The sequence below is a fragment of the Bradyrhizobium diazoefficiens genome, assembly GCF_016616235.1.
Taxonomy (GTDB): domain Bacteria; phylum Pseudomonadota; class Alphaproteobacteria; order Rhizobiales; family Xanthobacteraceae; genus Bradyrhizobium; species Bradyrhizobium diazoefficiens_H.
Genome location: NZ_CP067100.1, coordinates 5,765,843 through 5,778,651, shown reverse-complemented (window position 1 = coordinate 5,778,651; position 12,809 = coordinate 5,765,843). Strand labels below are relative to the sequence as shown.

At 65.0% G+C, this 12,809-nt stretch carries 9 protein-coding genes and 1 pseudogene; 9 read left to right on the top strand and 1 reads right to left on the bottom strand.

What is annotated here, in order from left to right; genetic code table 11:
- Nucleotides 1-131 precede the first annotated feature (131 nt).
- From JJB99_RS27435 to JJB99_RS36805, 4 genes and pseudogenes are all read left to right on the top strand, one after another.
- On the top strand, nucleotides 132-902 hold the full coding sequence (locus tag JJB99_RS27435) for a methyltransferase domain-containing protein (protein WP_200495383.1): 771 nt from the start codon (nucleotides 132-134) through the stop codon (nucleotides 900-902).
- A 214-nt stretch (nucleotides 903-1,116) separates the two neighbouring features.
- Nucleotides 1,117-2,118: a DctP family TRAP transporter solute-binding subunit gene (locus JJB99_RS27430; RefSeq protein ID WP_200495382.1), complete on the top strand. Its 1,002-nt coding sequence runs from the start codon at nucleotides 1,117-1,119 to the stop codon at nucleotides 2,116-2,118.
- A gap of 234 nt (nucleotides 2,119-2,352) precedes the next feature.
- Nucleotides 2,353-2,679, top strand: a pseudogene (locus tag JJB99_RS36810) (TRAP transporter small permease); the annotation flags it as partial.
- A 282-nt stretch (nucleotides 2,680-2,961) separates the two neighbouring features.
- Nucleotides 2,962-4,245, top strand: a complete 1,284-nt coding sequence (locus JJB99_RS36805) for a TRAP transporter large permease (RefSeq protein WP_349629028.1) — start codon at nucleotides 2,962-2,964, stop codon at nucleotides 4,243-4,245.
- A gap of 174 nt (nucleotides 4,246-4,419) precedes the next feature.
- Here JJB99_RS36805 and JJB99_RS27420 read toward each other — a convergent pair whose 3' ends face one another.
- Nucleotides 4,420-5,490 carry a glycosyltransferase family 4 protein gene (locus JJB99_RS27420; protein WP_200495380.1) on the bottom strand — a complete coding sequence of 357 codons (1,071 nt, stop codon included), beginning with the start codon at nucleotides 5,488-5,490 and terminating at the stop codon, nucleotides 4,420-4,422.
- Between the two features lie 278 nt (nucleotides 5,491-5,768).
- On the opposite strand from JJB99_RS27420, the gene JJB99_RS27415 reads away from it, so the two are divergent.
- The 5 genes from JJB99_RS27415 (at nucleotide 5,769) to JJB99_RS27395 (ending at nucleotide 12,807) form a co-directional block, all read left to right on the top strand.
- Nucleotides 5,769-7,532, top strand: coding sequence for an ABC transporter ATP-binding protein (locus JJB99_RS27415; RefSeq protein WP_200495379.1), 1,764 nt, complete (start codon nucleotides 5,769-5,771; stop codon nucleotides 7,530-7,532).
- 58 nt (nucleotides 7,533-7,590) lie between these two features.
- On the top strand, nucleotides 7,591-9,795 hold the full coding sequence (locus tag JJB99_RS27410) for an amylo-alpha-1,6-glucosidase (RefSeq protein ID WP_200495378.1): 2,205 nt from the start codon (nucleotides 7,591-7,593) through the stop codon (nucleotides 9,793-9,795).
- A 17-nt stretch (nucleotides 9,796-9,812) separates the two neighbouring features.
- Nucleotides 9,813-10,349 carry a PRC-barrel domain-containing protein gene (locus tag JJB99_RS27405; protein ID WP_200495377.1) on the top strand — a complete coding sequence of 179 codons (537 nt, stop codon included), beginning with the start codon at nucleotides 9,813-9,815 and terminating at the stop codon, nucleotides 10,347-10,349.
- Nucleotides 10,350-10,372: 23 nt separating this feature from the next.
- A complete protein-coding gene (locus tag JJB99_RS27400; protein ID WP_200495376.1) occupies nucleotides 10,373-11,683 on the top strand; it encodes an MFS transporter in 1,311 nt (436 codons plus the stop codon).
- Between the two features lie 173 nt (nucleotides 11,684-11,856).
- The gene (locus JJB99_RS27395; RefSeq protein ID WP_200495375.1) at nucleotides 11,857-12,807 is read left to right on the top strand and encodes an oxygenase MpaB family protein; all 951 of its coding nucleotides are present in this window, start codon (nucleotides 11,857-11,859) and stop codon (nucleotides 12,805-12,807) included.
- The last annotated feature ends 2 nt before the right edge of the window (nucleotides 12,808-12,809 follow it).

Below are 12,809 nucleotides of genomic sequence, written 5' to 3'. Positions count from 1 at the left end.
TTGTTCGCTGGCTGTTCGTCAGCCGTTCGTTTCCTGCCTGTCCCAAGGTGCGGCGATTTGCCCGACCGGGACGAGCAGTGGTAACCAAGAGCCACCGCGAAGGAAATACGAAAAAGAAAAGGCGACTGACGATGGTCTGGGATCCGCAGCAATATCTGAAATTCTCCGGCCACCGGCTCCGGCCCGCGGTCGACCTGTTGATGCGAATTCCGGATCTCGGCCCGCGCACGGTCGCCGATCTCGGTGCTGGCGCCGGTAACGTGACAAAACTGATCAGGGAGCGCTGGCCGGGGGCGGCCGTGACCGCAGTCGAGGGCTCGGCCGAGATGGTTGCCGCGGGCCGCAAGGCGGCGCCTGACGTGGAATGGTCACATGAGGACCTCGGCCATTGGCGTCCCGCCAAGCAATATGATGTCGTCTATTCCAATGCCGCACTGCACTGGCTGCCTAATCATGCGGCCCTCTTTCCGTCACTCATGGAGAAGGTTGCCCCTGGCGGCATCCTTGCGGTGCAGATGCCGCGCAACTTCCTGGCGCCGTCGCACGTCTTGATTGGCGAGACCGCGCTCAACGGGCCCTGGCGCTCCAAGGTCGAGCATCTCGTCACGCCACCGCCGGTCGAAGGCCCGGCCTTCTATCATGACTTGCTGGTACCGCTATCAGAGACCATCGATATCTGGGAGACCGAATATCTCCAGGTGCTCGAGGGCGAGAACCCGGTGAAAGAGTGGACCAAGGGGACCTGGCTGACGCGCTATCTCGATGTGTTGGAAGGCAATGAGGCGGTCGCTTTTGAAGCGGCCTATGGCGAGCGGGTCGCAAAGGCCTATCCGAAGAATGAAGCGGGGCAGACGCTGTTTCCGTTTCGGCGCCTGTTTATGGTGGCCCAGCGCAAGGGATAATGGCGCTTCGGCGATGCGACATAAGCGCTCGCACCCGCAAGGGGAGCGGGCGCCGGGTTGCGCTTAAGACCGTTGTCAAGATAGCTTCCCTGCGGCATAGCTTCGCCGCGGCAAATTGGGCTTAGGTCTAGTTGTTCCGGGTACGGATTGCTGCCACTACTGAAACCGTAAAACCAAAAAGAACCCGGTTTCCAAGGTTGTTGGGGAGGACTTTATGCGCAAACTGCTTCTTGCGGTCGCGGCGGCCGCGCTTGCTTTGGCTCCGGCTGTTGCCCAGGCCCAGAGCCCGATCGTCATCAAATTCAGCCACGTCGTCGCCAACGACACGCCGAAGGGGAAGGGCGCGCTGAAGTTCAAGGAACTTGCCGAGAAGTACACCGACGGCAAGGTCAAGATCGAAGTCTATCCGAACTCCTCACTGTACAAGGACAAGGAGGAGATCGAGGCGCTCCAGCTCGGCTCGGTGCAGATGCTGGCGCCCTCGACCGCGAAATTCGCGCCGCTCGGAATCAAGGAATTCGAGGCGCTTGACCTGCCCTGGCTGTTCAAGGACGAGCAGACCTATTCCAACGCGATGAAGGGCACGCTCGGCAAATGGCTGTTCCAGAAGCTGGAGGCCAAGGGCATCACCGGGCTCGCTTATTGGGACAACGGCTTCCATATGGTGTCGTCGAATCGTCCGCTGATGAAGCCGGAGGATTTCAAGGGCCTGAAATTCCGCATTTCCGGATCGAAGATCGCCGATCAGTATTTTCGTCTGATGGGCTCGATCCCGCAGATCATGGCGTTCTCGGAGGTCTACCAGGCGCTGCAGACCGGCGTGGTCGACGGCTGCGAGAACACCGCCTCCAACTACCTGACGCAGAAGTTCTACGAGGTGCAGAAGGACATCACCGTGTCCTATCACGCGCATCTGCAATATGCCGTCATCGTCAACTCGAAGTTCTGGTCCGGCCTGCCGCCGGACATCCGTACCCAGCTCGAAAAGGCCATGGCGGATGCGACCGACTACACCAACCAGATCGCGCACCAGGAGAACGAGGACGCGCTGGCCGAGATCAAGAAGACGGGCAAGACCACGCTGCATTATCTGAGCGACGCCGATCGCAAGGCGTGGCAGGAAGCCATGCAGCCCACTTACAAATGGGCGAAGGGCCGCGTCGGGCAGGAGGTGCTCGATCTCGTCGCCAAGGAACTCGACGTCAAGATGAACTGACGCGTTTTCCGGAAAAGCAATACGAACGGTCGGGAGTGAGGGCTCCCGACCGTTTCGCATCGATAGGGGGACTCTGATTTGCTTCGCGTGCTCAACCAGGCGCTCAACCATCTCGAAGAATGGTTGATCGCGGCGCTCATTGCGGCTGCAACGGGCCTGATCTTCATCGCGGTGGTGCACCGCTACGGCGCCGGGGAATCGATCAATCTGTCGCGATGGGCGGCCGCGCACGGGATGACCTGGCTGGCGTCGCTGTCGATGGCGGTGTTCACCTTCCTGTCCGAGCTCGACCTGTCCTGGGCGCAGGAGCTCTGCATCTACATGTTCATCTGGATGGCGAAGTTCGGCGCGGCCTATGGCGTGCGCACCGGCATCCATGTCGGCGTCGATCTCCTCGTCAACCGCCTGCCCGAATATTCGCGCAAGCAGGTGATCCTGTTCGCGCTGCTGTGCGGTGCGCTGTTCACCGGCATGATCGCCACCTTCGGCGCCTCCTTTGTCGGCGAGATGTTCAAGACCGGGCAGCAGTCCAACGACCTGGAAGCGCCGATGTGGTTCGTCTACCTGGCGATCCCGCTCGGCTCCGGCCTGATGTGCTTCCGCTTCCTCCAGGTCGCCTGGCTCTATTTCTGGACGGGCGAGCTGCCGCATCACGACGAGACCCATGTCGAGGGTGTCGAGACCGACATCTCGCCGGCGCTGCATCCGCAGCCCGCCGGCGCCGCAACCCGCGCTGCCGCGCGTAAAGTCTCGCCGCTCGGCGTCATCCTGATCATGGCGCCGGTCCTGATCTTCGCGCTCTGCCTCGGCGAGAAGACCGGCTTCATCCTGCTGCCGCACTGGATGCGCGCCGCGACCGTGTTCGCGCTGCTGATCGCGCTGATGCTGACCGGCATCCCGGTCTCCATCGCGCTCGGCCTCACCGTGATGACGTTCCTGTTCACGCTCACCACGGTGCCGATCGAAGCGGTCTCGATGAAGCTGTTCACGGGCATCGAGGGCTTCGAGATCATGGCGATCCCGTTCTTCATCCTCGCCGGCAACTTCCTGACACATGGCGGCGTCGCGCGCCGCATGATCAACTTCGCGACCTCGCTGATCGGCCACTGGCATGGCGGCCTTGGGCTCGCCGGCATCGTCGCCTGCGCCATGTTCGCGCTGGTCTGCGGCTCGAGCGTCGCCACCGTCGCCGCGATCGGCGCCATCGTGCTGCCCGAGATGGTCCGGCACGGCTATCCGATGCGCTTCGGCGCCGGCATCATCACGGTTGCCGGCTCGCTCGGCATCCTGATGCTGCCGTCGATCCCGAAGATCGTTTACGCGGTCTCCACCAACACCTCGATCGGCGCGCTGTTCGTCGCGGGCCTGCTCCCCGGCATCCTGCTGACGACGATGCTCTGCATCGTCACCTGGTGGCTGGCGCGGAGCCGCGACTATCCGCGGCTGCAGAAGGCGAGCTGGGGCGAGACCGTCCACGCGTTCCGTGAGAGCGTCTGGGGCCTGTTGCTCGTCGTCATCATCATCGGCGGCATCTACAGTGGCCTGTTCACCGCGACCGAGGCCGCCGCGATGGCGGCGGTCTACTCGTTCTTCATCGCGGTGTTCGTCTACAAGGCCATCGGCATGCAGGACGTGCCGCGCGTGCTGCTGCGCGCCGCCAACACCAGCGCGATGCTGCTCTACATCGTCACCAATGCGGTGCTGTTCTCCTTCGTGCTCTCCAACGAGAACCTGCCGGCGACGCTCGCGGACTGGATCGCGGCGCAGAATCTCGGCTGGATCGGTTTCCTGGCGGTCGTCAACGTGCTGCTCCTGCTCGCCGGCAACTTCATGGAGCCGAACTCGATCATCCTGATCATGGCGCCGATCCTGGCGCCGGCGGCCAAGAAGCTCGGCATCGACCTCGTCCATTTCGGCATCGTCATGGACGTCAACATGGAGGTCGGCCTCTGCCATCCGCCTGTCGGCTTGAACCTCTACGTCGCATCGATGATAGCGCGCATGCGCATCACTGACCTCGCGGTCGCGGTGATGCCATGGCTGATCACCATGCTCGGCTTCCTGGTCATCGTGACGTATTGGCCCGATTTGACGCTGTGGCTGCCGCGGGTGCTGGGGATGCTCTAGCGCCATCCCCGTTCCGATGGAATCGGAACGGGGCTCTAGATTCTTGTTTTGACGCGTGTTCTTGACGCGAACCGGTGTCCACTTCGCTCGAAAAACGCTCTAGCGCCGCATGGACGATGCACCCTCTCCCACAAAAAGGGGAGAGGGCACTTCTGCTGGCCTCGCCCAGCAGCTCTATTCCGCGCTGCTCACCAGCTTGATCCGCGGCGCCTGGGCCTCGGTCAGTGCGCGATAGGCCGCGAGATAGTCCAGCGCCATCCGCCGCGCGGTGAAGCGCGTCTCGAACTGCTTGCGGATCGCGCTGCGGTCGAGCTGCGGCAGGCGGTTGACGACGCCGGCGGCGCTGAGGACGTCCTCGACCACGAAGCCGGTGAGGCCCTCGTCGATGATCTCCGGCACCGAGCCGCGGTTGAAGGCGACGACCGGCGTGCCGCAGGCCATGGCTTCGATCATGACGAGGCCGAACGGCTCCGGCCAGTCGATCGGCAGCAGCAGGCCGAGCGCGCCGCTGAGGAAGTCCGATTTTTCGTGATCACTGATCTCGCCGATGAAATCCACCAGCGGATTGTTCACGATCATCGGCCGGATCAGCTCGTCATAATAGTCCTGGTCGGCGCGATCGACCTTGGCCGCGATCTTCAGCGGGATGCCGCAATGGGTCGCGATCTTGATGGCGCGGTCGACGCCCTTCTCGGGCGCGATGCGGCCGAGCACGGCGAGATATTCTTGGCGAGCCGGCTTAGGCGTCAGCAGATTCTCCGGCAGGCCATGGTGGATCGTCGCAACCCAGTTCGCCTGCGGCACGGGCCGCCGCTGCGCGTTCGAGATCGAGATCACCGGCATCTTGGAGAAGGTGTCGAACACCGGCTGGTGCTCCGGCAGGTCGAGCCGGCCGTGCAGTGTGGTCAGGAACGGTGTCGGCTGCCGGTAGAACAGCGACCACGGATAGTAATCGAGATGGAAGTGGAGGAAGTCGAACTCCTCGTCGTCACATTTCTGCCGCACGCGCTCCAGCAGCACCATGTGCAGCGCGTTGGGATCGCGCACGGAACCGTCGAGGCGCAGCGCCCGCGGCCATAATGCATCGAGCTTCGCCGACGTCTGGGAGTCGCCGCTGGCAAACAATGTGACGTCGTGTCCAAGGGCAACCAGCTCTTCCGTCAACCAGTGCACCACCCGCTCGGTGCCGCCATACAGCTTGGGTGGAACAGCCTCCGTCAACGGAGCTACCTGCGCGATGCGCATCTCACCTTCTCCTCTGCGATCATGAACGTTGAAAACCCCCAGCGCCTGCGGCACCGGCAATGCCAGCCAAGGGAACGTTCCCGCAATTGCGAAGTTCCTCTCAACAAACGTTACTTATTGGACACATCTCGCACCTGTCTCGATGCTGCCATCTCGCCTTCGCAGATCGTCCGCATCCGCATGTCGTGATGAGCTTGCCCGGGAACCGAGGCGAGCAGGTCGATGTTCAGTCGATCAGTCACGAAACTGGAAAATCATCACGCGGGGTCGATAGCCACATGGATCAGCTTTCTGGGTACGCGCGCAGGCCATTTGCCTTTGTTCTGCGCTATCTCCGGCGTCGTCTCGCCTCGCATCTCGTGATCCTGACTGCCGTCGTCGCCGCCGTTGCCTGTTCAGTGGGCACGCAGTACGGCGTCAAATCCCTCGTCGACAGCCTGTCGGCGGGAACGTCGCATGGCGGCAGCGTATGGCTGGCATTCATTCTGCTCATGACGCTAATCGCCGCGGACAATTTCCTGTGGCGGATCGCGAGCTGGACCGCGAGCTTCACCTTCGTCCGTGTCACAGGCGATTTGCGCCGCGACATCTTTCGTCATCTCACCGGGCACGCGCCGAGTTACTTCTCGGACCGCATGCCGGGTATGCTGACGAGCCGCATCACCGCGACCTCGAACGCGGTGTTCACGGTCGAGAACATGTTCGTCTGGAATGTGCTGCCGCCGTGCATTGCCACAATTGCGGCAATCCTGCTGATCGGAACCGTCAGTCCCTATATGGCGCTTGGCCTGATCGTGGTCGCGGGCGGCATGGTGATCGCGATGTTCCGTCTGGCCGCGGCGGGCAAGCCGCTGCATGACGACTTCGCGGACAAGGCCGCAGTGGTCGACGGCGAGATGATCGACGTCATCAGCAACATGCCGCTGGTGCGCGCCTTCTGCGGCATCGGGCACGAGCATGAGCGGTTCGACGCCACGGTCAACCGCGAGCTCACCGCACGCGGGCGCAGCCTGCGCTATCTGGAGAAGCTGCGGCTCACCCATGCCGGCGTGACCGTCGTGCTGACCATAGCGCTGATGGCGTGGGCGATCACGCTCTGGCAGCAGGGCGAGGCGACAACCGGCGACGTCGTGCTGGTCTGCACCCTCGGTCTGTCCATCCTCAACGCCACGCGCGATCTCGCAGTGGCGCTGGTCGATGTCACTCAGCACGTCGCACGGCTGACCGAGGCGATCGCGACGCTGCTCGTGCCGCATGAGCTGCGCGATCACCCCGAGGCGGAGCCGCTGGTGAAGAGCGGTGCTGCGATCGCGTTCAACAACGTCACCTTCGGCTATCCCGGCGGCGAGAAGATCTTCGAGCGGTTCAGCCTGCGGCTTCAGCCCGGCCAGCGCGTCGGCCTGGTCGGCCAGTCCGGGGGCGGCAAGTCGACTTTGTTCACGCTGCTTCAGCGCTTCTACGACGTCGACGAGGGCAGCATTACCATCGACGGCCAGGATATCTCCAAGGTGACGCAGCTGAGCCTGCGCGAGGCCATCTCGGTGGTGCCGCAGGACATTTCCCTGTTCCACCGCTCCATCCGCGAGAACATCCGCTATGGCCGCCCGAACGCGACCGATGACGAGGTGCTGCGCGCTGCGATCGCAGCGCGCTGCGATTTTATCGACAGCCTGCCTGACGGTCTCGACACCATGGTCGGCGACCGCGGTGTCAAGATGTCTGGTGGCCAGCGCCAGCGCATCGCGATCGCGCGCGCCTTCCTCAAGGACGCGCCGATCCTGCTGCTGGACGAGGCCACCGCCGCGCTCGACAGCGAATCCGAGGAGGCGATCCGCGAGGCGCTGGCGCGCCTGATGCGCGGGCGCACCGTGATCGCAATCGCGCACCGGCTCGCGACGCTGCGCAATTTCGACCGCGTGGTCGTGCTCAGGAACGGCAAGATCATCGAGGACGGCGCGCCCGACCGCCTGATGCAGGGCCACGGTCCGTACCGTGAGCTGGTGACGCGGGAGATGAGCCGGCTCGCGAAGTTCGCCGCGTAAACCCAACAGTCGCGTTTGCGTTGGTTGCGTTCCGAAACAAGGCGCAGGGGAGCAGCTCATGGCAGCCGAAGCCGTCACCCAGATCATTTCCGTATCGCAGACGGTGGAGGCCGTCGCGGAGCAGACCTTCTACATTCCGATGACGGGGCCCGCTGCGCGTCCGCGGCGGTCCCTCAAGCACGACGACACCTTCATCGTGCTCGACAGCCATGGCGACATCGGCGCCTCGGCCGGCGGGCCGGACGGCCTGTTTCACTACGACACGCGCTATCTGGCGCGGCTGGAGCTCGTGCTCGACGATCTCCAGCCGCTGCTGCTCGGCTCGAATCTGCGTGACGACAATTCGGCGCTGACCGTCGATCTCACCAACCCCGACATCTATCGCCAGGGCCGCCTCGTCTTCCAGAAGGACCTGCTGCACATCGTGCGCACGATCTTTCTCTGGCGCGGCACCGCATACCAGCGCATCGGCGTGCAGAACCATGGCGAGCAGCGCGCCAGCTTCGAGCTGACGCTGTTGTTCGACAACGACTTTGCCGATTTGTTCGAGGTCCGCGGCGAGCGGCGCCCGCGCCGCGGCACCGGCACGAGCAAGCTGCTCGGGCCGACCGACGTGCTGTTCGAATATCGCGGCCTCGACGAGGCCGAGCGCAGGACGGGATTGCATTTCGACCCGCGCCCGACGCGGCTGTCGGTGAACGCCGCGACCTGGCAGCTCGAGCTCGATCCGCATGAATCGAAATCGCTGTTCGTGGCGGTGTCCTGCAACCGGCCGGTCGCCGAGAAGCCGGCGCGTTTCTTCAGGGGCCTTTTGGCCCATCGCCGCGAGATGCGGCAATCGACGATGGGCGCTGCCAGCATCGAAACCTCAAACAACATCTTCAACGAGGTGCTGTGCCAGGCCATGGCCGACCTCAACATGCTGATGACGGAGACGCCGCAGGGGCGCTACCCCTATGCCGGCATTCCCTGGTACTCGACGACGTTCGGCCGCGACGGGCTGATCACCGCGCTCCAGATGCTGTGGGTCGACCCGCGTATCGCCAAGGGCGTGCTGCGGCGCCTTGCGCATTTCCAGGCCAAGGCGGTCGATCCGCTCGCCGACGCCGCGCCCGGAAAGATCCTGCACGAAATGCGCGGCGGCGAGATGGCGGCGCTGGGCGAGGTGCCGTTCTCGCAATATTACGGCAGCGTCGATTCCACCGCACTGTTCATCCTGCTCGCCGGAAGCTATTTCGAGCGTACCGGTGACGAGGCCACGCTGATCGAGCTCTGGCCCGCGATCGAGGCGGGGCTGGCCTGGATCGACGGTCCCGGCGATCCCGACCAGGATGGTTTCGTCGAATACCAGCGCGCGACGGAGAAGGGGCTGGCCAACCAGGGCTGGAAGGATTCCTACGACGCGATCTTTCATGCCGACGGCCAGCTTGCGGAAGGCAATATCGCGCTTGCCGAAGTCCAGGGCTATGTCTACGCCGCCAAGCAGCTCGCCGCGCGTTGCGCGCTGCGGCTCGGCAAGCCGGACCGGATGCGCAAGCTCGAGGCCGAAGCCAAGGCGCTGGCCGAGCGCTTCGAGCAGGCGTTCTGGTGCGAGGAGCTCGGCACCTATGCGCTCGCGCTCGACGGCAACAAGCGGCCCTGCAAGGTGCGGACCTCGAATGCCGGGCAGGTGCTGTTCAGCGGCATGATCCGCGAGGATCGCGCCCGCCTCGTTGCCGCCGATCTGATGCGGCCGCATTTCTTCTCGGGCTGGGGCATCCGCACCGTCGCGCGCGGCGAGGTGCGCTACAACCCGATGTCCTATCACGACGGCTCGATCTGGCCGCACGACAATGCGTTGATCGCGCTTGGGCTCGCGCGCTACGGCCTCAAGCATTCGGTGGCGCATGTGTTCAAGGGTCTGTTCGATGCTGCGACCTATATGGATTTGCGCCGGCTGCCCGAGCTGTTCTGCGGCTTCCGCCGCGAGAAGCGGCGCGGCCCGACGCTCTATCCGGTCGCCTGCGCGCCGCAGGCCTGGGCGAGCGCGACGCCGTTCACGCTGCTGGAGGCGGCGCTCGGCATCGAATTCGATGTTGCGCGCGGCGAGATCCGGCTGCGCAATCCGCATCTGCCGGCGTTTCTGAACGAGGTGATCCTGCGCGATCTGCGCCTTGGCGAGTCCAGTGTGGATCTGCGCGTCAGCCGCCACGGCCACGATGTCGCGCTGGAGGTTTTGCGCACGCGCGGCCGGATCCAGGTCTCGATCGTGCTGGCGCACTAGGCGCGCGAGGAGGGTACATGCGTACGATCGGAGCGTTGGTCCTGAGCATGGCGGTCGTCGCGGGCCTGACGGTCGCGGTCTCGCGCGCCGCGGAGGAGCAGCCCGCGGCGGCCCCGACGACGTCCCCGAGCGAAGCGAATGCGCCGGCCACCGCTCAGCCGCCGGCCACCACTGTGCCTGTAACGCCGAAGGACGCCGCGCCGCCGCCCTCGGTGACCATCATCGGTGCGAGCGACGCACACGGCGTGCTCGGCCGCGACGTGCGCAGCGCCGCCGACGAGGACATGGGCCGCATCGTCGACGTCATCGTCGACCGCACCGGCCACGTGCGCGCCGCCGTGATCGATTTCGGCGGCTTCCTCGGCGTCGGCAGCCGCAAGATCGTGGTGGACTGGAATGCGCTTCGTTTCGGCAAGATCACCAACAAGAAGGACAGCATCACGCTGGAGCTGACCAAGGCGCAGGTCGCCGCCGCGCCGGAATACAAGGAAGACACGCCGATGGTCGTGCTCGGCGCCTCCGGCAGTCTTCAACCGCTGCAAGCGGTCCAGTGAGACGCGGGGAGGGCTGACCGCCTGTGCTCTTGTCGAGGAAGCCGAACCATGCGGACCGCGGCGGCCACGTTGAACGGCACGACGTCGCCGCGCTGCCGCTTGCGGTCATTCCGGCGCCGTCGCGCCAGAGCCTACGCGGCCTCGACTGGTTCATCTTCTTTCTCGCCGACGTGCAGACCGGATTTGGTCCGTTCATCGCGGTTTATCTCACGACGCAGAAATGGACCCAGGTCGAGATCGGCCTCGTGCTGTCGATCGGCGGCATCGTCGCCCTGATCGGGCAGATGCCGGGCGGCGCCATCATCGATGCCGCGAAATCCGAGCGCCTGGTCGCAGCGCTTGCGATTGCGACCATCGGCTGCTGCGCGCTCGCCTACGCCGCGATGCCGATTTTCGCCGTGGTGGTGACCGCGGCGACGCTGCACGCCGCGGCGAGCTGCGTGCTGGGCCCTGCGATTGCGGCCATCAGCCTCGGCCTCGTCGGCCCGCTCGCGATTGGAGAGCGGCTCGGCCGCAACGCGCGGTTTGCCTCGCTCGGCAACGGCGTCGCCGCCGCGGTGATGGGCACGGCCGGTTACCTGTTGTCGAGCCGCTCGGTGTTCCTGGTCACCTTCCTCTTGGCGATTCCGACCCTGATTGCGCTGTCGCGCATTCGCGAGGAGGAGGTCGACATCGCGCGCTGTCACGGCGAGATGCCGCGCGAGGCGCCGGTTCCCGGCGACACGAATATCTGGCACCTGATCCGGCAGAAGCCGCTCATCGTGTTTGCGCTGAGCGTGTTGCTGCTGCAATTGGCGAACGCCGCGATGATGCCGCTGATGGCGAGCGCGGTGACGGCGCGGTCGAGCCAGTGGGCGACGGTGCTCGTCGCCTTCTGCATTGTCGTGCCGCAGGCGATCGTGGCGCTGCTGTCGCCGACGGTCGGGCGCAAGGCGCAACTCTGGGGCCGCCGGCCGCTGCTGCTGATCGGGTTCGGCGCGCTGACGATTCGCGGCCTGTTGTTCGCGACCGTGCGCGATCCGTATCTCCTGGTCGCGGTGCAGGTGTTCGACGGCATCACGGCCGCCGTGTTCGCGGTGATGATCCCGCTGATCGTTGCCGACGTCGCTTTCGGCAGCGGGCACTTCAACCTGGCGCAAGGAATCGTCGGCACCGCGACCGGCATCGGCGCATCGCTGAGCACCGCGCTCGGCGGCTATGTCAGCGACAAGTTCGGCAATGCCACCGCCTTCATCGGGCTGTCCGGCATCGCAGCGACGGGGCTCCTGCTGATCCTGCTGGTGATGCCGGAAACCAGGCGAACCGGCATCGCGGCAAAAGAGCTGGCCGGCTGAACGAATTCAGCCGGCCAAGGCGGCGGGAGGAAGAGGAAATCAGGCATCGAGATGGTGCAGGCGCAATCTTTCCTGCAAGCGGGAGAGGTTCGGCCGGCGGCGCAATCGCCGATCATCGAATTGCCACAGGCCTTGCGGATCGTCGGCCTTAATCCGCGTCGAAAGGTCCGGCATTGGTATCCGAGAACGATCTGGAATTGGCCCTCGAGCAAGTCCGCACTGAGGCGGCGGGACCGGTTGCCGGCGTATTCGGCCCTGACACGGTGACCTGGCGGATCGACCGCGAAGCCGCCGTCTTCCTCGGCGCCGGCCGCGCGCTGCTGCTTCAACTGGCGCATCCCTGGGTCGCGGCCGCCATCGCCGAGCACTCGACGACCTTTGTCGATCCGATCGGCCGCTTCCACCGCACCTTCGACGTCGTCTTCGCCATGGTGTTCGGCTCGCTGGATCGGGCGCTGCTGTCGGCCCGGCAGCTGCATCGGCGCCACACCATGATCGTCGGCAAGATGCCTGAGACCGTCGGCCCGTTCGCGGCCGGCTCGCGTTATTGCGCCAACGACATCCCGTCACTGCGCTGGGTTCACGCCACGCTTGTCGAGTCCGCGCTGATGGCGCACGACCTCGTTCTGCCGCCGCTCTCGATAGAGGAGCGCGAGCGCTACTGGGCCGAGAGCCGGACCTTTGGCGCGCTGTTCGGACTGACGGGCGATGATCTGCCCGCCGATTGGTCCGGCTTCGCAGCCTACAACGCCGCGATGGCCCAGTCGGAGACGCTGACCGTCAGTCCGGCGGCGCAGGAGATCGCCGCGCAGATTCTTGGCGGTGCGCGGCCGTGGTTGCGGCCGCCGCGCTGGTATCGGGCGCTCACGGCCAAGATGCTGCCGGAGCGCCTGCGCGCCGGCTTCGCGCTTTCGCTCGATGAACGGGACGTCAGGTCTGCCGACACCGCGCTGCGATGGATCCGGCGCGTCTATCCGAGATTGCCGGACAGGCTGCGCTATGCCAGCCCCTACCAGGAAGCGCAGGCACGGTTGCGGGGCGAGGCTCAGCCCGACTGGATGACACGGTGTCTCAACCGCGCCTGGATCGGCCGGTCGCAGATGAATCAGCGCGGGAAGGGGTGAGA

Bases quoted from the DNA above. Each gene is read 5' to 3' on its own strand.
- JJB99_RS27415 (WP_200495379.1), top strand. From the start codon at position 5,769: ATGGATCAGCTTTCTGGGTACGCGCGCAGGCCATTTGCCTTTGTTCTG.
- JJB99_RS27410 (WP_200495378.1), top strand. From the start codon at position 7,591: ATGGCAGCCGAAGCCGTCACCCAGATCATTTCCGTATCGCAGACGGTG.
- JJB99_RS27420 (WP_200495380.1), bottom strand. From the start codon at position 5,490: ATGCGCATCGCGCAGGTAGCTCCGTTGACGGAGGCTGTTCCACCCAAG.
- JJB99_RS36805 (WP_349629028.1), top strand. From the start codon at position 2,962: ATGCGCGCCGCGACCGTGTTCGCGCTGCTGATCGCGCTGATGCTGACC.
- JJB99_RS27430 (WP_200495382.1), top strand. From the start codon at position 1,117: ATGCGCAAACTGCTTCTTGCGGTCGCGGCGGCCGCGCTTGCTTTGGCT.
- JJB99_RS27435 (WP_200495383.1), top strand. From the start codon at position 132: ATGGTCTGGGATCCGCAGCAATATCTGAAATTCTCCGGCCACCGGCTC.
- JJB99_RS27405 (WP_200495377.1), top strand. From the start codon at position 9,813: ATGCGTACGATCGGAGCGTTGGTCCTGAGCATGGCGGTCGTCGCGGGC.